This window comes from Candidatus Zixiibacteriota bacterium (genome assembly GCA_017999435.1).
Taxonomy (GTDB): Bacteria; Zixibacteria; MSB-5A5; order GN15; family FEB-12; genus JAGNLV01.
In genome coordinates this window covers 89,688-109,542 of record JAGNLV010000003.1, presented here as the reverse complement: position 1 = coordinate 109,542, position 19,855 = coordinate 89,688, and the positions used below count along the sequence as shown (strand labels likewise).

Genomic DNA, 19,855 nt, shown 5'->3' with positions numbered 1-19,855 from the left:
CCCATGATTGAACGGTACACTCTTCCGGAGATGGGGGCGCTGTGGACCGACGAGGCCCGGTTTCGCACCTGGCTGGAGGTCGAGGTGGAGGCGGCGCGGGCCATGGCCCACTACCGGGTGATCCCGGCGAAGGCATTTGCGACGATCGCCGAGAAGGCGAATTTCGACGCCGCCCGCATCCGCGAAATTGAGGCCGAGGTCAACCACGACGTGATTGCGTTCCTCACCTCGGTGGCCGAGCATGTCGGCGAGGACGCCCGCTACATGCACTTCGGCATGACCTCCTCCGACATGCTCGACACGGCGCTGTCGCTGACACTCAAACGGGCGGCCGCGCTGATCGACCGGAAGATCGATACGGCGCTCAAGGCGGTCCGCAAGCTTGCATTCAAGCACAAGACGACGCCGATCATGGGCCGGACCCACGGTGTATTCGCCGAGCCGACCTCGGTCGGGCTCAAGTTTGCGGTCTGGTACACGGAACTCGACCGGGCCCGCCAGCGGGTGCGCGCGGCGGCCGACGGGGTGGCGGTCGGCAAGATCTCCGGGGCGGTGGGGAATTTCGCCCACCTCGACCCGAAGATCGAAGCGATGGTGTGCCGGCGGCTCGGCCTGAAACCGGCGCCGGTCTCGACCCAGGTGGTGCAGCGCGACCGCCACGCCGCGCTGGTGACGGCGCTGGCGCTCCTCGCCTCGTCGCTGGAGAAGTTTGCCACCGAGATCCGTCTCCTCCAGCGCACCGAGACGGGGGAGATGATGGAGGGGTTCAGCAGGAAGCAGAAGGGGTCATCGGCGATGCCCCACAAGAAGAACCCGATCACGGCCGAGCGCATCTGCGGCATCGCCCGCCTGTTGCGCGGATACGCGCTGAGCGCGATGGAGAACATCCCCCTCTGGCACGAACGCGACATCGCCCACTCCTCGGTCGAACGCGTGATTCTCCCCGACGCCTGCATCATCACCGACTATGGTCTGCAGAAATTCATCGAGATCCTCAACGGTCTCGTGATCGACGCGCGGCGCATGCGCGAGAACATCTACTACCGCGGCGGCGTCGTCTTCTCGCAGCAGCTCCTCCTCAAGCTCGCGGGGCCGGTCGGCTCGCGCGACACCGCCTACCGGATAGTGCAGCGCAACGCGATGAAGGCGCTCGAGACGGGAGAGTCGTTCCGAGACCTGGTCAGGCAGGACATCGAGATCCGCCGGTACCTCTCGGAGAAAGACATCGACCGGAGTTTCGACCTGGAGTACTATACGAAAAACGTGGACCGCATATTCGAACGGGTGTTTGGGAAGTGATTGTGCGCGACGGTTGGCCGTTTCTTGTGATCGGAGCGGCGCTCGTGCTGGCGACGGCGGCGGGGGCGGTGCGCTGGAGCAGCCTCGGGCTGCTGGCGGCGGCCGGCCTGTGCGCTCTGCTTACCCTGTTCACCGCCTATTTCTTCCGCAACCCCCCGCGGGTTGTTCCCGATGACCCGCGGGCGGTGGTCGCCCCCGCCGACGGCAAAGTCGTGCTCATCACTCCCCTGGAGGATCACCCCGCCCTCGGCGGCCCGGCCACGCGCATCTCGATTTTCCTGAGCGTGTTCGACGTCCACATCAACCGTATCCCGACCGCCGGCGCGGTCGACTACGTGAAGTACAACCCCGGTCGGTTTTTCGCGGCCTTTGCCGACAAAGCATCCGAACTCAACGAGCAGACCGAGGTCGGCCTGACCACGCCGGGGGGGGCGCGGCTGGCGGTGGCGCAGATCGCCGGGCTGATCGCCCGCCGCATCGTCTGCCGGCTCCGCGCCGGGGACACGGTGCGCACCGGCGCGCCGTTCGGCATGATCCGTTTCGGGTCGCGGACCGATCTCACGATTCCCGCCGCCTGGGAGGTGACGGTGCGCCGCGGGGAGCACGTGAAGGGCGGGGAGACGATCATGGCGCTCATGCCCGCGGCGGCCGCCCGGCCTCCCGCGGACGGGTTCGCCGACAGCCCAAGGGAGGCGCATGACAGCCTATAGAGGTCTGGTCCCCGGCACGTTCACCATGGGGAACGTCGTGGCCGGGTTCCTGTCGATTCTCTCGGCGTTCGAGGGTCACCTGATCGGGGCCTGCTGGTTCATCGTGCTGGCCGGGTTTCTCGACGCTCTCGACGGCAAGGTCGCCCGGCTCTCGGGGACGACCAGCCAGTTCGGCATCGAGCTCGATTCGCTGGCCGATTTCCTCTCGTTCGGGGTGGCGCCGGCGGTGCTCGTCCACGCGGTCAAGCTGAACACGCTGGGCCGATGGGGATGGATTATCTCGATCGTCTATATCATGGCGGCCGCCTACCGCCTGGCCCGCTACAATCTCATGGCCGAGTCGGAGGAGAAGAAGGATTTCCTCGGTCTGCCGGTGCCGGCGGCGGCCCTGACCCTGGCCGCCTACATCATTTTCAGCGACCGCGTCTGGGGCCAGCTCGAGTACAGCGAGTGGCTGGTGTCGATGATCATCCTGTTCGCCTTCCTCATGGTCTCGCAGGTGCAGTACGACGCCCTTCCGGACCGCTTCGACACCCGCGCGGCCCGGGCCAAACTGGCGCTCCTCGTGGCCGCGGCGGTGGTGACCATATTCCTCCCGAGACTCTTGTTGTTTCCGCTTCTAGCCCTCTATATATTGCAGGGCATGGTGCGAGAACTCTACCGCTTGGGCCACGCCGGGGTCGGCCGGGTGACCGGCCGGCAGAACGGGCCGGGCGACGAGCGGCCCCGGTACGGACGGCGAAAGACGGACAGGATGGATCAACATGGCGAGCAGTAAGAAGGCGACAGTGTACGTGCGGTTGAAAGAAGGCGTGCTCGATCCGCAGGGCACGACCATCCACAAGGCGCTGCACCAGATGGGGTACCAGGACGTTCTGTCGGTGCGGACCGGCCGGTTTTTCGAACTGGAACTCCGCGCCGACGCCGCCGACCTCGACCGCACCATCAACGAAGTGTGCACCACGCTGCTGGCCAACCCGGTCATTGAGAGTTTCACGGTGGAGAAAGCGGGATGAAATTCGGCGTCGTCACTTTCCCCGGCTCCAACTGCGACTACGATGCCTACGCGGCGGTCCGCCACGTGCTCGGCGAGGAGGTCAACTTCCTGTGGCACCGGTCGCATGACCTGATGGGCAGCGACGTGATCATCCTGCCGGGCGGTTTCTCCTACGGCGACTACCTGCGGGCCGGCGCCATCGCCCGGTTCTCGCCGATCATGGAGAAGGTGATTCCCTTCGCCCGGTCGGGCGGGATGGTGCTGGGGATCTGCAACGGGTTCCAGGTGCTCACCGAGAGCGGCCTCCTCCCGGGGGCGCTCTTGCGCAACGCCCACCTCCGCTTCGCCTGCCGCTACGTGTACCTGCGGGTCGAGCACACCAGCAGCCCCTACACGCGCGCCTGCCTGCGCGGCGAGGTGCTCAGGATCCCGATCGCCCACGGCGAGGGGAACTACTACCATTTCGACCGCGAGATCGGGCGGCTGGAAGACCGGGGGCAGGTGGTGTTCCGCTACTGCGACCGGGAGGGAAACACGACGCCGGCGGCCAATCCTAACGGCTCACGCAACAACATCGCCGGCATCGCCAACGAGGAAGGGAACGTCCTCGGGCTGATGCCGCACCCGGAGCGGGCGGTGGAGCCGATCCTCGGCTCGTCCGACGGACTGAGAATATTCGAATCGATCCGAGCAACGATCGGAACAACGGTGCGGACCTGATGAAGAAACGCGAGGTTACCTTTATCCTGGTGGCGCTCATCCTCGGCGCCGTCGTCGGCGGCCTCCTCGGCGACATCGTCGCCGGTTTCCTGCCGGAGGACTCGGAAGTCGCGAAAGTATTCGGCAAATCAATCGAGATCGGGGTCAAGACGATCCAGGTCGACTTCTACGCCATCGCCTTTACGTTCGGCCTGATGCTCAAAGTCAATTTCATGTCCGTGCTTGTGCTTCTGCTCGTCATCATATACTTTAGGTGGTGGTATCTCTAGACACGGCCACCGGAACTCTGGAAAGTGAGCGGTTAACATGCCGTTTGGAATCGGTTGGGCGGAACTGCTGGTCATCTTCGCGATCGTCCTGCTCCTGTTCGGGGCGAGGCGGTTGCCGGAGATCGCCCAGGGCCTGGGCAAAGGCATCCGCGAATTCAAGCGGGCCATGAAAGACACGACCGACGAGGTCAGGGGTTCGCTGGACACCGAGGGTACGCGGGATTACAAGCGCGCCATTCCGGGCAGCGCCGACCGCGAGGCCCGCCGCGACGACCGCGAGCGGGACGATCGCGCGCGCGACACCCGCGAACAGGGCGACCGCGAGCGGGACGACCGCCCCGACGACCCCCCAGACCGCCGGCGCTAGCCCGGGCCGAGCGGAGAAAGCGGTAACAGCCATGAGCAAGACATCGTTCACACAGGCGGATGCCGAGAGGATTGCGAAGGTGGTGGCGGCCAAGTCGGTCGGATTCGAGACCGACCACTACCGCTTCAAACTCGACAACCCCGAGGAGCGGCGCTCCCTCGTCCTCGAAGTCTATCCGGAAACGTCGCTCGGCAAACAGCGCGGGATGCTCGTGGTCGTGTACGCCGGCAACTCCCACCTGCAGTTGCACAACTGCACCGGGTACGTGGTATCCGAGGATCTCGGCGAGGTCACGTTCGTGGCCGAAACGTCCGAGCGCCTCTCCGGGCTGGTCGTCGAGCGCGGCGCCGCCTGCTCGCAGTACGCGGCGATCAACCGCGACCTCATTTCCTCCGATTTCACGCAGCTCGGCGTGGCCGTGATGCTCTCCGGGGTGGCTCTCTCGCTGGCCGAGGAGATTCTCGAGGAGCGCAAGAAGAACGACCGGTGAGGCGGCCGGGACAGAATCGGCGCCGGCCGAAGCCCCGGAGGCTTCGGCTTTTTCGTGCCGCGGCGGCGGACTCATGCGGGTCCGCCCGGACCATCGCCGCGCCGCCGGACACCCGCCGCCGCACCTTTCCGCTTGCATCCCGGATCGGATTCCCCAAATTGCCCCCATGTACCGGCTGTCCATTGACAACCTGGCCAAACGGTTCGGGTCCCGAAAGGTGTTCCAGGACATCTCGATCGAGCTGGCCACCGGCCAATCGCTGGCGGTGATCGGCCCCAACGGCTCGGGCAAATCGACCCTTGTGCGCTGCCTGCTCGGGCTCCACCGCCCGAGCAAGGGATCGGTGGCGTACTACGAGACCGGGGACGGGGAGGGGGCCGGCCGCCGGCTGGGCGAGGAGGAATTCCGGGCGCGGGCCGCCTTCGTGTCGCCCTACCTCAATCTCTACGGCCAGTTGTCCGGAGAGGAGAATATCAGGTTCTTTGCCGCGATGCGCGGGCTCCCGCTCACCGGCAAGCAGATCAACGCCCTCCTGGCGCGGGTGGGCCTCGAAGGGCGCGGGGAGGACCTCCTCTCCGAATACTCCTCGGGCATGGCCCAGCGTCTCAAGTACGCCGTGGCTCTCCTCGGCCGGCCGGATTTCCTCTTCCTCGACGAGCCGACCTCTAACCTCGACGAGGCGGGGAAGCAGATCGTGGCCGACATCGTGGACGGGTGCCGCGCACAGACCATTATCGTGATCGCCACCAACGAACCGGAGGAGTACGCCCTTGCCGAGGTCCAGTGCCGGGTTGGCTAGTAAGTCGCTCGCGGTCTTTGCCAAAGACATCCGGCTGGAGTTGCGCAGCCGGTACGCGCTCAACGCGATTCTCATGTTCGGGATCACGACGCTGGCGGTGGTGTCTTTCTCGCTGGGGCAGTCCAATCTGCCCCCTCAGCTGCTTGCGGCCCTGTATTGGATTGTGATGTTCTTCTCGGCCGTGTCGGGGCTGGCGCAGGTCTTTATCCGGGAGGAGGAGTCGGGGACCGCCCTGGCGCTGCGACTGGCTGCTCCCTCCGATCCGGTGTTTGTCGGCAAGTTGCTGTTCAACTTCATGTTACTGGCGGTGATGACGGTGATCATCACCCCCCTGTTCTTCATTTTTACCGATGCCCCGACCGATGGTCTGCCATCGTTCCTCTTAGTGCTCGTGCTCGGCGTGCTCGGTTTGTGCGGGGCGACAACGCTGGTGGCGGCGATCATTGCCAAGGCGGCGGTGAAGGGGGCACTCTTTGCGGTGCTGTCATTTCCGGTGCTGGTGCCGCTCTTGCTCACGGTGGTGCGGGCGACGCAGAAGGTTTTCGACGGTTATGCGGCGGCGGAGATTCTGACCGAACTGCAGTTTTTGCTGGCGTTTGCCGTGGTGATGATCGTCGGATCCGCCCTCCTGTTCAAATTCGTGTGGCAGGAGTAAATGGAGGGGGACCGGTCGCCGTGCGGGAAAAGCCCCCGGCCTGGCGCGGGCCGGGCAATCGTTGACTAAAGGGCTGAATTTTATTGATTATTGTCGGCCCGCGCGTATCTTAGGCCGTACAAACAGGTTGATAGGATTGAAGATACCTCATGTGGTGGAAACTGGTCATATTTGCGGCGATGTCGGGGATGATCATCGCCGCTTTCACCACCCCCGCCCCCCAGCAGCAGATCGGGGAGTCCTCGCGGATATTCTATTTCCATATCCCCCAGGCCTGGGTGTGCGTGCTGGCGTTTGCGGTATCGATGCTCTACTCGATCCGCTATCTCCGGACGCGGCGGCTCGAGGACGACGACCGGGCGCTCGAGGCCGCCCGGCTGGGATTCATCTTCTGCATCCTGGCGACCGTGACCGGGTCGATTTTCGCCAAAGTCACCTGGGGATCGTTCTGGAACTGGGATCCGCGGGAAACTTCGATCTTCATCCTGCTGTTAATCTACGGAGCCTATTTTGCGCTGCGCGGCGCGCTCGAAATTGAAGAGCGGCGGGCGGCGCTGGCGGCGGTGTACAGCATATTCGCTTTCCTGACGGTTCCGTTTCTGGTGTTCGTGGTGCCGCGGATGGTGCCCTCGCTGCATCCGACCGACTCGATCGTGAATGAGAACATGAAGTTCACGATGGGGCCGGCGGTGCGGATGATCTTCTTCGGCTCGCTCGGGTTGTTCACGGCCGTGTTTTTCTGGCTGTTCAGCCTCGGGCGGCGGGTGGCGCACCTGCGGCGAAGGCAACTGGAGTACGAGGATTAGACGCTGATGGACGGCAATTACATTGCGCTCGCGGTGGCCCTGGCGGTCTGGGTAGGGCTGTTCGTTTATCTCATGCGGGTCGACAAGAGGGTCCGCAAGCTGGAGGAGAAATCGAAATGAACGCCAAGTACCTGATCGGCGGAGTCATCGTCGTGATCTTTATGGTCTGGGGGGCCTCGGCCTTCTTCAAGACCACCATTCAGTACGTGTCGATCGAGGAGGCCAAGGCGGCCGACCGCACCGTCCAGGTGCTGGGGAAGATCGATTTCGAGGCCGTGAAATACAACGCCGCGGACTCCCGCCTCGAGTTCGCCGTGTACGACGCCGAGGCGGCCGATCCGCACGCGGCCGCGCGCATGAATGTCGTGTACTACGGAGTGGTGCCGGGGAATTTCGATCAGGCCACCCAGGTCGTCCTCAAGGGCAAGAGCGAGAACGGCCATTTCGTCGCCAACCAGATGCTGGTCAAGTGCCCCTCGAAGTACCAGGGGGAAGGGGGCGACGAGTACCAGGATATTCAGAAGCACAACCAGGCGGTCGAGAATTCCGGGGTCTAGCGGATGACGCTGTACTTGTCCGGGCACTTGCTGATTCTCTGGGCGTTCGCCGCCAACCTGGTGGCGGGGTACGGCTATTTCATGGCTGCGCGAGGACGGACGTCCTATGAGCAGCTCGGACGGCGCGCGTATCTCGTGCTGGCCGCCGCCACCGTGCTCGCCTCCGCCCTCCTGTACTACCTCTTCTTCACTCACAATTTCGCCTTCAAATATGTCTTCGAGTACTCGGACAGCCGGCTCCCCTTCTTCTACCTGGTCTCGTCGTTCTGGGGCGGGCAGGAGGGGACCTACCTGCTGTGGCTGCTGTTCAGCGTGGCGATCGGGTTCGCCGTGCGGCGGACAGCGGGGCGCTACGCCTCGTGGGCGATGGTGTTCTATGCGCTGGTGAACCTGTTCTTCACCGGCATGATGCTGAAAGTATCCCCCTTCGCCCTGCTGGATTTCTCTGCGGCCGACGGGGCGGGGCTCAATCCGCTGCTGCAGGACCCGTGGATGGTGGTGCATCCGCCGGTGATGTTTGTCGGGTATGCTCTCACCGGGGCGCCCTTTGCGCTGGCGCTGGCGGCGCTGGTGCGGCGCGATTTCAGCGAGTGGGTGCGCCGCGCCGCGCCATGGGTCGTCCTCACCGTGCTGTTCCTCGCGGCCGGCAATATCCTGGGCGGCTACTGGGCCTACAAGACGCTCGGGTGGGGCGGCTACTGGGCCTGGGACCCGGTCGAGAATTCCTCCCTCATCCCCTGGTTCGTGGCGCTGGCGCTCCTGCACGGCCTGGCGCTGGAGCGCCGCACCGGCGCGTTGCGCCGCACCAACCTCCTGCTCGCGGCCTTCACGTTCTGGCTCGTCGTCTGCGGCACCTTCATGACCCGCTCGGGCGTCCTGTCGGACTTCTCCGTCCACAGCTTCGTGGACCTCGGTCAGAACGAGTGGCTCATTGTCTTCCTCCTGTTGTATGCGGGGGTCACGCTCGGGGTGTTCCTGCGCGGGATGCGCAGCACCGGCTACGTGCCGATCAATTTCAACTTTTTCGGCCGCGAGTTCTCGCTCGTCGGGGCGATGCTGCTGCTGTTCGCCTTTTCGCTGATCGTCCTGTTCTGGTCATCGCTGCCGATCCTGACGAAGATTTTCGGCGCGCAGCCGCGCGCGGCCGACATCGCCACCTATAACGCTTTCGCCCTTCCGATCGCGGTGCTTTATGCCCTCTTGCTGATCCTCTCGCCGCTCTCGAGCCACCGGCCACAGGCGCCGGCAAAGTGGCGGATTCACCTCACTGCGGGCGGGTTGGTCTCGCTCGCGGTCGCCCTGATGCTCTTCGTCCTGCACGAGGGGTCCGGGGTCGCTTTCGTGGTCGCAGGCACGCTCGTGGCCACCGGCCTCACCGTCGCGTTCGGCCAACGCGACCTGCGCGGGAGTCTGATTCCCGCGGCGGCGCTGTTCGTGCTTGCGCTGGCGACCGCGCTGGCGCTGGGCGTGCGCGACGGCCTCTACCTGCTGTTCTTCGCCACCGCGGCGGCCGCGGTCGGGTCGAACGCCGCCGCCGTGGCGCGCCGGCTGCCCGGCGAGTGGCTGAAAGCCGGCGCCCACCTCACCCACTTCGGTTTCGGCCTCATGCTCCTGGGCGTGCTCGCCTCCTCGGCCTTCTCGACCGGCGAGCGGGTCACGCTCCCGCAGGGACAGCCGAGGCCGGCCTACCATCTCCAGGTCAGCTACGAAGGGATGCAGAACGACATCAAGTGGCCGCACAACGAGCTGATTCTGAAGGTGGTGGACGACGGCCGGGTCGACGAGGGGCGGCCGGAGCTCTACTTCTCCGAGCGCATGAACGGGTACATGAAACGGCCGTACATCCGGCGCGGACTCCTGTACGACCTGTACTTCTCGCCGCAGGACATCAAGCAGCAGGAGGGGCAGGACGGGCTGTTGATCGGCAAAGCGGAGAAAGCCTCGGCCGGCGGATACGAATTCTCGTTTCTCGGTTTTGACATGGGCGACCACAGCGGGGGCGGTGAGATGACCGTGACCGCGCTGATCGCCGCCGCCCGCGATGGCCGTGTCGACACGCTCCGCCCGGCCGTGACCATGGCCACGGCCGACGACGGCAGCACCGCGCTGCAGGATCTCCCGGCTGCGTTCGGCTCCGGGGACTCGACTTTCACGATGTCGATCACGCGCATCCACGCCGACGCGGGGGCCGTCGCGGTCGCCATCCCCGGGCTCCTGGCGCCGGGAGCGGGCGATGAACTGCTGCTCGATGTTTCGAAAAAGCCGCTGATCAATCTGGTCTGGATCGGGACGACTCTCATTCTGCTGGGAACGCTGGCAGCGTGGCTGCGGCGCCGCCGTCAGACCGCGCTCGCTGCCGAGAGCGCGGCGAAGGGTCCCGGCGCCGAGACCGGAGACCGGCCGGCTGTTCCATTCACGCGAAAACAGAACTGATCCCGCTGGGGGAGTGACGAAAGTCAGGCGCCGCTCGCTCCGGCTGCTTCTCGGTGTTCGCCGGGCTGTCCCTCTCGGCGCGCCTCTCCGGCGGATCTACGTGCGGCTCGGCGGGGTGGGGCGGACGGTGTACCCCTGCTCTTGGAGGAACTGCACGGCCTCGGCGTAGTTGCGGAAGGTGCGGGAGATTTCCTTGGTCGCCCCCTTATCGAACATGCGCTGGAGCTGGTTGTAGGTGATGGTGTTATTGATGACGTTCACCGACCACTGCATGTTGTGGCGCCGGCACCAGGCGAGGTGTTTGCCGACAATGTCGATCACCTCGGGGTAGCTGGTTTTCCAGTTGGAGAGGTCGATCAGTTTGGCCCAGGGGCGGTCAATAATCGGTTTGACTTCTTCCTCAAAATCCGCCCGGTAGGATTCGGCGGTCTTGATGCGCCAGACCCCGAAGATTTTTTCGTAGACGATGCGATTGGCCTCGTCGACCTCGATATCGTATTCGAAACTCCACCCGCTCATGGTAAACCGGATCCCTTCCTTTTTGGAGCCACACTCTCTGCGATTTCGGATACTGCCGTGCCGCGCCCGGAGCCGGGACGGGTGATACTCGCTCGCATCTTAAACGCCGCGCCGCCGGATAGGGTTCCGCCCGACGTTTGGTCGCCTCCTCAAGGGCCCCTGAAAGTTCTCAACAAATCAGTGCTGCTGAGAGAACCGAGTTGGTCTCAGTTTACCTCATTGCCAGCGCCAGTTCAACAAAAAAACGCCGTCCGAGTCCGGGGTAGTCGCCGTCCCCCGCGGTGAACCCAAACTGGTCGGGGCGGCGCCGGTCGGTCAGATCCTCTCCGGAGATATGCATCCGCAGCATCGCACTCAGGCGAACCCCGAGTTCCGCGGCCGCCTCAACCACCGGATCAATCGTCTTCGGGGCGCCGCCATAGAGGTACAGCACCCGTTCCGAGGTGCCGTCGAGGCGCGCCGCCGCGTCGAAACGTCCGCTGCGCCAGGTCATCCCAACCCGCCATTTCCATTCGGGGACATACGGCGCCTCGCGCATGGTCCGGCCGTCGGCAGCCGTCTGCTCGGCCGCCTGGTACACGGCCGAGCCGCGCCACGACAGACCGCGTCGGAGCGCGATCGTGCAGGTCGCATCGAGTCCCTGCGATATGAACCGGAGGAAATTCTGCGGAACCGAGCGGTAGCTCGCCGGATCCCACACGTACTGGATGAGGGAGTCGATCTCCTGGCGAAACCAGGTCAGAGAGAGGCGAACGGGGAGAGCGGCGGGCTCGAGCGCCATCGTCGCGGCCAGCGTGCGGGCCGTCTCCGGGCTCAGATCGGCATTCCCGGCCGTGTAGAGGTCATCGGCGAACTGCTCGGCCAGCGAGGGGAGGCGGAAAGCATACGCGTAAGCGAGCTTGAGCCGCAGCGCGTCACCCGGCTCGGCCACCAGCCCGAGGTTGTACGAGGGCTGCGGCCGCCGCCCCGCTACCAATTGGAGCCGGCCGCCGAGGTCGACATGGACGCGCCCGGCCCGGCCCATCTGCGCGTTCCCCCACAGATCCACCTGGTCCTGGCCGGCGTCGTACGAGGCGAACGTGTCGTAGCTGGAGACCGCGGGAGCCCCCGGGCCGTCGATAGCCGCGGCCTCGCTGCGCTCGGCGTTGGCGTACTGCAGCGAACCGCTCAGCCAGTCGACCCCTCCGGCCGCCGCGAGCGGGCCGAAATTGTGCCGGTGCCGGAGATTCGCCCCGGCCGAGCGCTTGTCGTAGACGGTTTCGGTCCGCACGTCCACCGAATCGGTGGTCGCAGAGAACAACAGGTAGTTGTAGAGTGACCGGTAGGTGAGCTTCTTTTTCTCCCAAAACAGCCCGATCTGCGTTTCGCCGGCCCGCTCGTCGACGAGGCTGTACTGCAGATCCACCGAATAGTGCTCGTCCTCCTGCCGGTCGGTGAGGCTGGAGGATTCGGGATCGCCATAGACGGGGATGAATGACGGGTCCGGGACGGGGCCGGGGGCGCCGAGGGAGTCGCGGAAGTAGCGTGCCGCGAGGGCCAGGCGGTGCGCTCCGGAGAGTAAGTCGGCGCGCGCACCGGCGATGAGCCGTTCGACGCCGGAGTTGGGGCGGCGGTTGTCGGCGGCGGTGTAGTCGGTCCAGGCGCCGATCCCGAGCGCGCCCAGCCGCCGCGCGGCACGGGCCGCAACGCCGCGGGCGCCGAACGACCCGACGGTCGTGTGCGCCTCGAGGCGGTCGGCGAGCGCGGTCGGCGCGATCAGGTTGACCACGCCGCCGACGGCATCGGAACCGTAGAACGCCGACTGCGGGCCTTTGACAATTTCGATGCGGGAGAGCTCGCTCGGGCTGAACTCGGCGAGGTTGAACCCTCCGAGCGAGTAGTCTTTGACCGGCCGGCCGTTGTACAGCAGCAGCAGGTGGCGGTTGAAAGCGCCCCAGTTGGAGACGGTCGCGAGCGCCCCGAACCCCCCCTGGGTGCGCACATCCAGCCCGGCGGCGCCGTCGAGTCCCGAAGCCAGCGAAAGGGGCGCCGCGGCCGGATCAACGGTGATCACCTCGGTCGGCCAGGCCGACCGCGTGTCCGAGGAACCGAACCGGTTGGCGGTCACGACCACCGAATCGGGCAGGGTGTAGGGGGAATCGAATGATCCCTGAAAATTGTCGGCCCCGGCTCCCATCGCGCCGGCGGCCAGAAACGCGCAGGCTAAACAAAAACTGCGCCGCATGGCAACCTCCACCGGTTGCGGCCGCGCAGTGCCTCGATCTCGTCAGCCCGCGCTGACAGCAACCGCCTGAGATGTGGTCGCGGCAGGTTTCCTGGCTTCGGCATCCAACCCTCGCCGGGCGCCTTCCCCGCGAATCCGCGAGTGGCCTGGTGCCCGGGAAGTAGCCGTTACAGTAGCGGGGCTGCGACGGACTCGCACCGTCTTCCCTATTACCCGTCCCTCTGGACGGCACCGCAACGTTGACGCGACTATCGTAGCGACGGGAGGGGCGGCTGTCAAGCGGAAAGCGGAGAGGTTGGCCTACCGGTGCACGTAGATGCGGCCGCGCCGGTAATCGATTGTGATCTTGTGGCGGTAGAGAAAGGACGCCCCGATGAGGCCCTCAAAAGCGGCGTCGCGCAGGCGGGCTTTGATCGGGGAGATATCGGCGATGCCGACAGCGACGCTGTCGGTGGTGATGAGGCCGCCGAGCGACAGGCGGCCGAGAATCGTCCGCTCGGCCGCAGCGGGCACCCCGAGCCGTTCGGCGAGCGCGGGGGAGACGGCCACGTACGAGGCGCAGTAATCCAGCGCCATCGGCGCCGTCGCCGAATCGTCGAACGTCGCCTGGACCACCACGAGGTGCCCCTTGGTCTCGAACGGCACCGAGGGAAGTCCGCCGGACTGGAGAAAATCCGGCTCGGTCTGCTGGAGAATGAGGCGGCGGTTCGGGTAATCGACCGTGACGTAGAAGCGGCGCAGCAGGCTGTACCCGATGAGGCCGTCAGGAGGATCGGCCCGGTCATCCTTGACCAGCGCCCCGATGTCCATCACGATCGCATCGAGGTTGTACAGGCGTTCGTCGCCGATCTCCAGCGAGCGCACCTGGCCGGCGATCGCCGTGCTGTGGCCGTCGATCCCCACTACCGCGCGGCTGGGGCGGCCGGAGGCCAGGTTGAGACCGTGCGCGGCGGCGAAGGCGCTGTCGATGTAGAAATGATCGGCCCCCGTATCGATGCCGAACCGGCCTTTCGCATGGCCGTCGATCACCGCCTCCACCTCGACCAGCCCCTGCAGCGGATCGAAGCGGACCACGCTCGCCGCCGCGGCCGCTGCCGGCACCGCCGCTGCGAGAAAGAGCAGGCTCAGGCGTCTCATATCCGGAAGAAACAGGGCCGGGGCGGGCCGGGGCAAGCGAAAACGCCGGGGAGGGGGGATCAGCCGGACGCGGCCGGCGACCGGTCGCACACGCGCCGGAAGACGCGCAGGAAATTGCCGCCGAGGATTTTCCTGATGTCGCTCTCCGAGTAGCCCCGGGCGGCGAGCTCGGCCGTGATGCGCGGAAGCCCGGAGCAGTCCTCGAGCCCCCGGGGCATCGACGGCACGCCGTCGAAATCGGAGCCGAACCCCGCATAATCGGCGCCGACCAGCCTGACGATGTAATCGATGTGATCGCACACGGCGGCCACATCAACCGGCGCCAGGGAGTCCACGCGGGCGGCCACCTCCCGGTAGATGCGGCGCCGCTCGGCGCGCCGCAGACTGTCGGCCTGGCTGTCCGCGCCCTCGGCGCGGGAGAGGGCCGCCAGCGAGTCGAGCGTCGGTCTGTAAATCCGCCACAGGGAATCGGAGACTCGGTTCCACTCGTCGGACAGGTAGCCGTTGTAGAAGTTGACGCCGATCAGTCCGCCGGCGGCCGCAATGGCGCGGATCTGGTCGTCGGTCAGGTTGCGGTCGTGGTCGCACAGCGCCCGTACGCACGAGTGCGAGGCGATCACCGGATCGGCGCTGATTCGAAGCACCTCCGCGACCGCCTCCGGGTGGGCGTGGGAGATGTCGATGATCATCCCCAGCCGGTTCATCTCCCGCACCACCTCCCGCCCGAAATCGGTCAGTCCCACGAAGGCCGGTGCGGTGTCGGCCGACGAGATGCACCAGGCGTTGGAGGCCGTGTGCGTGAGCGCCAGGCAGCGCACGCCGCGGTCGGCGAAACGGCCGAGGTTGGCCAGGTCGTTGGCGATCGCCACGCCGTTCTCGATGCTCACCAGCGCGGCCAGCCGCCCGGAGGCGATGATCTCCTCGGCCTCGGCGGCGGTCCGGCACAGCCCCACCCGGTCCCGGTGCCGGGCGATCTGGGCCAGGAGCGAGTCGATGAGCAGGTCGGCCGCGGCGACGCAACTGTCGGTCGGAAGTTCGGTCGGCAGCCAGCAGGCGAACACCTGGAGGTCGACGCCGCCCTCGGCGAGCCGGGCGAGATCCATGTCGCCGTCGCCGCGCTCGTGGGGCGCGCCGATGTCGAATCCGTCGCGCATCCGCAGCGGCGTGTCGGAATGGAGGTCCGCCACCAGCGCCCGGCGGTGGAGGGCCTCGGGCGACGGCGCGCCGCCGCACCCCGCGAGGACGAGTCCGAGCAGTCCGCACATCACAGCCGTGCGCATCGTGAGTCCTTTCCGGTCGGCGCGGGCCGGCCGCGTCAGAATGTGCCGGTGACCCCGAGTGCGATCACCACCAGGTCGCTCTCGGTGGTGACGATGTCGTAGGTCACCTGTTCTTCGATGATGTCCTTGTGCCGCGCGTACTCGACTTCGCCGCCGCGCAGGTAGCGCGCGCCGAGGTCGAGCAGGAGGGCGAACGGCTTGCCGCCGGACTGGCCCGAATGCAGGCGAATCATAACGCCCCCGCCGACGCCGTAAGTGAACGCCGCATCATCGTGGTCGGTCGAGCTCGCGATATCCTCCGACTCGTCTTCGTCCTTGACGCTGGTCTCCATCCAGAAATAATCGAATCCGGCGAGCGCATCGGCGTAGGGGCGGAAGTCCCCTTTCCGGTACTGCGTGCGCAGGAACAGGAGCCCCTGGAACATGTTGTTGCTCGTCGTGACTTTGACCCTGACGTCGGGGATAGTTCGGGAGAACGGTTCGCGCCGCGACTCGCTGCCGAAATTGAGAAATCCCAGCGACAGCCCGAGACCGAGGGGGGACCGCGGCGGCGACCAGAGGAAGTGGCCGCCGATCCCGTAGGCGTTGTCGCCGACGAGGTCGTCGAACTGGCCGGTCGGCAGCCCGGCCAGGAAATGGAGGCCGGCCTGGAAGTTCTGATCCTGGGCCATCGCGGGCGGGGCGCCGGGAGCGACCATCGCCCCCGCAACCAGCAGACACGCGCCGATCCCAATCAGCCGTCGTGCGGGCATATCGTTTTCCTCCAACAGGTGTTTGTGAGTCGGACGTTTCGCCCAAGAATAGGTCGGAGGGGCGGCCAAGGAAAGAGAAAACAGGGCGCGGTCGGGCCGCGCGACGGGGGGCGACCGGCGGCGGAATCTTTCCTTGACTAGTCCGTTTAACCCTGATATCATCAACCAATTAGCTCGAAAGGGAAAGGGTCCGACCGTGGTGTATGGGGTTATTCTCGCGGGCGGCCGCGGCGAACGATTCTGGCCGCTCTCGCGCATCGAACGGCCGAAACAGTTTCTCCGGCTGACCTCGAATAAGATGATGCTCGAGGAAACCATTGACCGGGTGCTCCCGCTTATTCCGCGCGACCGCATCCGCATCGTCACCGGCGAAGAGATGCGGCCGTACATCCTGCAAAACTGCGCCGCCATCTCGGACGAGCACATTCTGGCCGAACCGGTCGGACGCAACACGGCGCCCGCGATCGGGCTGGCGGCGGCCCACCTCGCCAAGGAGGATCCCGAGGCGGTCATGGTCGTGCTGTCGGCCGATCACCTCATCCGCCCCGCCGAGAAACTGCTGAAAATCCTCCAGGCCGGAACCGCCATCGCCGCCCAGGAGGACAGCCTGATCACGATCGGCATCGTCCCCACCCGGCCGGAGACCGGTTACGGCTACATCAAACTCGGCGACCTCTACAAGCTCCAGGACAGCATCCCCGTCCACTACGTCTCCGGTTTCACGGAGAAGCCGCGGGCGGCCGTGGCGCTCGACTACTACTACAGCAACAAGTACCTCTGGAATAGCGGCATGTTCATTTGGTCGGCGCGGGCGATTCTCGAGGCGATGCGCAAGTGCCAGCCGGATCTCGGCCGGCTCCTCGACGACTACTCCCGCCATATCGGGACGCCCGGGCAGACCGAGGCGTGCCGCGGGCTCTACGCCGAGGCCAACGGCATCTCGATCGATTTCGCCGTGCTCGAGAAAGCCGACAACGTCCTGACAATCAAGGCCGACATTATCTGGGACGATGTCGGCGACTGGCGGGCGCTCGAGCGGTACAAACAGAAAGATCGCGACAACTGTGTCATCGTCGGCGACGCGGTCACCCACGAGTCTTTCGAAACGACGATCTACAACGACGGTGACGGTCTCGTGGCCACGCTCGGCGTGTCCGACCTCATCATCGTGAAGGCGAACCACATCACTCTGGTCGCGCACCGGACGCGGTCGCAGGACATCAAGCAGCTGCTGGCGAAGATTAATGAGTCGGAAGAGTACCGGAAGTATCTGTAGCCTGCTGGCGCTGGCCTTGCTGCTCGGCTCCGGCTGCCGCTGGCAGCAGCGGACGTTCGGGGCGGGGGCCGCGGAGGCGGCGGCGCCGGGCGACACCCTGCGTTTCGACCCGCTTGACCTTCCGCAGGACCGGGAGATTGTGCCGGCCGCGCACCCGCCGGCGGCCGCCAACCGGCGCAGCGAAACGGTGGTGGTTGGGCCGGATGCCGGCGCCGTCGACGCCGCCGACAGCGCCGCCCTTCGCGCCGCCGACAGCACCGCGGCGCTCGGCGGCCAGGTGTTCAAGGTGCAGTTGTTCACGAGCAAGCTGTTCGCCGAGGCCCGCCAGGCGCGGCGGGTGGCCGAGGAAATTTTCGACCGCCCCGTCACCATGGACTACGAAGTGCCGTATTTCAAGGTGCGGGTCGGCGCGTTCCCGGACCGGTACCAGGCGGAGAGCTACGCCCAGCGCGCCCGCACCGCGGGTTACCCGGATGCCTGGGTGGTGGCGGCGGCCGCGGCGGTGCGCCGGGCCGCGCCGCTCTACGATGAAACCAGCCGGCTGCCCGCGCTTGGCGACTCGACCGGCGCCGATACGCTGCCGGCCGGCGGGGGGTCGCCGGATGGCGACTAGGCCGCGGGTGGAAGAGATCGACCCGCAGGCGCCGGCGCGGGAATTGATCAACGAGGCGGTGACGGTGCTGGACGGGGGCGGGCTGGTGGTGGCGCCGACCGAAACGCGCTACGGTCTGCTGGCGCGCGCCGACCGCAAGATCCCCGCCGACCGACTGGCCCGCGCCAAGCGCCGCGCCTCCGAGAAACCGATTTCGATCTTTGTCGGAACTATCGAGATGATCACCCACTATGCCGAACTGCGGCCGACCGCCCTGCGCCTCGCGCGCATCTTTCTTCCGGGTCCGCTCACCCTCGTGCTCCCGGCCGTGGGATCCTGGCACCCCGTCATCGCCCCGGTCGGCAAGATCGGCGTGCGCGTCTCCGCCTCGCCGGTCATCCAGGCGATCATGGAACGGGTCGAGTATCCGGTCACGGCGACCTCGGCCAACATCTCCGGCGACGAAGAGAACGAGACGGTCGAGCAGATTGTGGAAATCTTTGGCGATGAAGTCGATTTATACCTGGACGGCGGTCCGCTGACCGGGATGCCCTCGACCGTAATCGACTGCACCATTGTGCCGCCGGCAGTGCTCCGGGAAGGGGCGATCGACCCGGCGGAGATCGACCGCGTAGTAAGGGGATGAGCATGCACGAACCATTTACCGTTCTGTTTGTCTGTACGGGCAACACCTGTCGCTCACCGATGGCGGAAGCGGCGTTGCGCACATTGCTGCAGAAGCAGCGGCCGGGCGCATTTGAGGTGATCTCGGCCGGCGCGTCGGCGGCAACTGGCTACCCCGCAACGATGTACGCGATTGAAGCGGCGAAAATCTGGAACTGCGACCTCTCCGGACACAAATCGCGACCCCTGACCGCCGACCTGATCGACCGCGCACACCTCATCTTCGGCATGTCCGCCCGCCATGTCCAGGAAGTGGTCCGGATGCGCCCGGCGGCGAAGGACAAAACCTTCCTGCTGAAAAACTTCCCCGACCCCGGCCCGACCGGGGAGGAAGTCGAAGATCCCATCGGTCAGGCGCTCGACCGCTACAATGAAACCTTCCTCGAAATCGGCGAGTATTTGGGCAAACACCTGCCGGAAATAGTAAAAAGGATCGACGAGAAGGCCAATGCCGCGAAAGACTAAAATCCAGGTGACTGTCGTGGGAATGCTCATCCTCGCGGGGCTCGCCCCGCTGATCTATTTCACCGCCGCCCAGATTGAAGGGGCCGCGGCCGGCGACTCCGCCTACGTCGCGGCCGAATCCGCCGATTCCCTCGACCGGCCGATCGACAACGTCGCTTTCGGCGTCGGCGAACGCCTTCAGTTTGATGTCGGTTACGGTTTCATCAACGCCGGATCCGCCTCCATGGAAGTGGCCCGCCTCATTGAATACGAGGGCCGCCCCTGCTACCAGATCCAGACGCGGGCGGAGTCGAACAGCTTCTTCTCGACCTTCTTCCGCGTCGAGGACCGGGTGGAATCGATCACCGACGCCATCGGCCTGTACCCCTGGCGCTTCGAGAAGGATCTCCGCGAGGGGAGCTACCGGGCGAACCGCCAGTACACGTTCAACCACCGCGAGGGCGCCGTCTACTACGGCAAAGACACCGTCGCCGTCCCGCGCTTCTGCCAGGATCCGCTGTCGGTTCTCTACTACGTGCGGACGCAGCCGCTCGAGGTGGGCAAGTCGCTGTATATCGACAATTTCACCGATGGGAAGCTCTATCCGCTCGAGGTGCGGGTTCTGGAGAAGGAGCGGGTCACGGTGAAAGCCGGCACTTTCGACTGCGTGGTCGTCGAACCGATCCTCCAGGCCTCGGGCGTGTTCAAGCATGAGGGGCGGCTGAAAGTGTGGCTGACCGACGACCGCGTGAAGATGCCCGTGCTCATGAAATCCAAAGTGATCGTCGGGTCCATCAGCGCCGAACTGACCGACTTCGCGCTCGGCGACATCGACGAATTCTGAT

General features: G+C 65.8%; 24 protein-coding genes and 1 riboswitch. Of the genes, 19 read left to right on the top strand and 5 right to left on the bottom strand.

Going from position 1 to position 19,855, the window contains the following annotated elements:
- Positions 1–3: 3 nt before the first annotated feature.
- The 14 genes from KA261_08655 to ccsA (KA261_08590) all read left to right on the top strand — a co-directional run bounded on the left by KA261_08655 (position 4) and on the right by ccsA (KA261_08590) (position 10,102).
- Entirely contained in the window at positions 4–1,299 is a 1,296-nt protein-coding gene (locus KA261_08655; GenBank protein MBP7697866.1) for an adenylosuccinate lyase, read from the top strand.
- A 2-nt stretch (positions 1,300–1,301) separates the two neighbouring features.
- Positions 1,302–2,009 (top strand): phosphatidylserine decarboxylase family protein, encoded by a 708-nt coding sequence (locus KA261_08650; protein ID MBP7697865.1) that lies wholly within the window; start codon positions 1,302–1,304, stop codon positions 2,007–2,009.
- Positions 1,996–2,787, top strand: coding sequence for a CDP-diacylglycerol--serine O-phosphatidyltransferase (pssA, locus tag KA261_08645; GenBank protein ID MBP7697864.1), 792 nt, complete (start codon positions 1,996–1,998; stop codon positions 2,785–2,787). Before KA261_08650 ends, pssA begins: the two co-directional genes overlap by 14 nt.
- Complete coding sequence (purS, locus tag KA261_08640; protein MBP7697863.1) at positions 2,774–3,025, top strand: phosphoribosylformylglycinamidine synthase subunit PurS; 252 nt, start codon at positions 2,774–2,776, stop codon at positions 3,023–3,025. The genes pssA and purS overlap by 14 nt, the downstream gene beginning before the upstream one ends.
- Positions 3,022–3,726 (top strand): phosphoribosylformylglycinamidine synthase subunit PurQ, encoded by a 705-nt coding sequence (gene purQ, locus KA261_08635; GenBank protein MBP7697862.1) that lies wholly within the window; start codon positions 3,022–3,024, stop codon positions 3,724–3,726. Before purS ends, purQ begins: the two co-directional genes overlap by 4 nt.
- Positions 3,726–3,995: a DUF4321 domain-containing protein gene (locus tag KA261_08630; GenBank protein MBP7697861.1), complete on the top strand. Its 270-nt coding sequence runs from the start codon at positions 3,726–3,728 to the stop codon at positions 3,993–3,995. Before purQ ends, KA261_08630 begins: the two co-directional genes overlap by 1 nt.
- 37 nt (positions 3,996–4,032) lie before the next feature.
- Entirely contained in the window at positions 4,033–4,362 is a 330-nt protein-coding gene (locus KA261_08625; GenBank protein ID MBP7697860.1) for a twin-arginine translocase TatA/TatE family subunit, read from the top strand.
- 31 nt (positions 4,363–4,393) lie between these two features.
- The gene (locus KA261_08620; GenBank protein MBP7697859.1) at positions 4,394–4,852 is read left to right on the top strand and encodes a hypothetical protein; all 459 of its coding nucleotides are present in this window, start codon (positions 4,394–4,396) and stop codon (positions 4,850–4,852) included.
- Between the two features lie 166 nt (positions 4,853–5,018).
- Positions 5,019–5,651 carry an ABC transporter ATP-binding protein gene (locus tag KA261_08615; protein ID MBP7697858.1) on the top strand — a complete coding sequence of 211 codons (633 nt, stop codon included), beginning with the start codon at positions 5,019–5,021 and terminating at the stop codon, positions 5,649–5,651.
- Positions 5,623–6,306, top strand: coding sequence for a heme exporter protein CcmB (locus KA261_08610; protein MBP7697857.1), 684 nt, complete (start codon positions 5,623–5,625; stop codon positions 6,304–6,306). Before KA261_08615 ends, KA261_08610 begins: the two co-directional genes overlap by 29 nt.
- Positions 6,307–6,455: 149 nt before the next feature.
- Positions 6,456–7,112 (top strand): cytochrome c biogenesis protein CcsA, encoded by a 657-nt coding sequence (ccsA, locus tag KA261_08605; protein MBP7697856.1) that lies wholly within the window; start codon positions 6,456–6,458, stop codon positions 7,110–7,112.
- 6 nt (positions 7,113–7,118) lie between these two features.
- A complete protein-coding gene (locus tag KA261_08600) occupies positions 7,119–7,232 on the top strand; it encodes a CcmD family protein (GenBank protein ID MBP7697855.1) in 114 nt (37 codons plus the stop codon).
- Positions 7,229–7,669, top strand: a complete 441-nt coding sequence (locus KA261_08595; GenBank protein MBP7697854.1) for a cytochrome c maturation protein CcmE — start codon at positions 7,229–7,231, stop codon at positions 7,667–7,669. The genes KA261_08600 and KA261_08595 overlap by 4 nt, the downstream gene beginning before the upstream one ends.
- A 3-nt stretch (positions 7,670–7,672) precedes the next feature.
- Positions 7,673–10,102, top strand: coding sequence for a cytochrome c biogenesis protein CcsA (gene ccsA, locus KA261_08590; protein MBP7697853.1), 2,430 nt, complete (start codon positions 7,673–7,675; stop codon positions 10,100–10,102).
- Between the two features lie 96 nt (positions 10,103–10,198).
- On the opposite strand, the gene KA261_08585 is transcribed toward ccsA (KA261_08590), so the two are convergent.
- The 5 genes from KA261_08585 to KA261_08565 form a co-directional block, all read right to left on the bottom strand.
- Positions 10,199–10,621 (bottom strand): hypothetical protein, encoded by a 423-nt coding sequence (locus KA261_08585; GenBank protein ID MBP7697852.1) that lies wholly within the window; start codon positions 10,619–10,621, stop codon positions 10,199–10,201.
- Positions 10,622–10,832: 211 nt separating this feature from the next.
- Entirely contained in the window at positions 10,833–12,845 is a 2,013-nt protein-coding gene (locus KA261_08580) for a TonB-dependent receptor (protein ID MBP7697851.1), read from the bottom strand.
- Positions 12,846–12,908: 63 nt separating this feature from the next.
- Positions 12,909–13,096, bottom strand: a riboswitch (cobalamin riboswitch).
- A 49-nt stretch (positions 13,097–13,145) separates the two neighbouring features.
- Complete coding sequence (locus KA261_08575) at positions 13,146–13,982, bottom strand: aspartyl protease family protein (protein ID MBP7697850.1); 837 nt, start codon at positions 13,980–13,982, stop codon at positions 13,146–13,148.
- Between the two features lie 59 nt (positions 13,983–14,041).
- Complete coding sequence (locus KA261_08570; GenBank protein MBP7697849.1) at positions 14,042–15,262, bottom strand: dipeptidase; 1,221 nt, start codon at positions 15,260–15,262, stop codon at positions 14,042–14,044.
- Positions 15,263–15,297: 35 nt separating this feature from the next.
- Positions 15,298–16,014, bottom strand: a complete 717-nt coding sequence (locus KA261_08565) for an outer membrane beta-barrel protein (protein MBP7697848.1) — start codon at positions 16,012–16,014, stop codon at positions 15,298–15,300.
- Between the two features lie 196 nt (positions 16,015–16,210).
- Between KA261_08565 and KA261_08560 the strand changes: the two genes are divergently transcribed.
- Genes KA261_08560 through KA261_08540 form a run of 5 tightly spaced genes read left to right on the top strand, consistent with a single transcriptional unit; the run spans position 16,211 to position 19,854 of the window.
- A complete protein-coding gene (locus KA261_08560) occupies positions 16,211–17,290 on the top strand; it encodes a mannose-1-phosphate guanylyltransferase (GenBank protein MBP7697847.1) in 1,080 nt (359 codons plus the stop codon).
- Positions 17,259–17,903, top strand: a complete 645-nt coding sequence (locus tag KA261_08555) for an SPOR domain-containing protein (GenBank protein ID MBP7697846.1) — start codon at positions 17,259–17,261, stop codon at positions 17,901–17,903. The genes KA261_08560 and KA261_08555 overlap by 32 nt, the downstream gene beginning before the upstream one ends.
- Entirely contained in the window at positions 17,893–18,528 is a 636-nt protein-coding gene (locus tag KA261_08550) for a threonylcarbamoyl-AMP synthase (GenBank protein MBP7697845.1), read from the top strand. The genes KA261_08555 and KA261_08550 overlap by 11 nt, the downstream gene beginning before the upstream one ends.
- Positions 18,525–19,031 (top strand): low molecular weight protein arginine phosphatase, encoded by a 507-nt coding sequence (locus KA261_08545; GenBank protein ID MBP7697844.1) that lies wholly within the window; start codon positions 18,525–18,527, stop codon positions 19,029–19,031. The genes KA261_08550 and KA261_08545 overlap by 4 nt, the downstream gene beginning before the upstream one ends.
- Complete coding sequence (locus KA261_08540; protein MBP7697843.1) at positions 19,015–19,854, top strand: DUF3108 domain-containing protein; 840 nt, start codon at positions 19,015–19,017, stop codon at positions 19,852–19,854. Before KA261_08545 ends, KA261_08540 begins: the two co-directional genes overlap by 17 nt.
- Position 19,855: the final 1 nt, after the last annotated feature.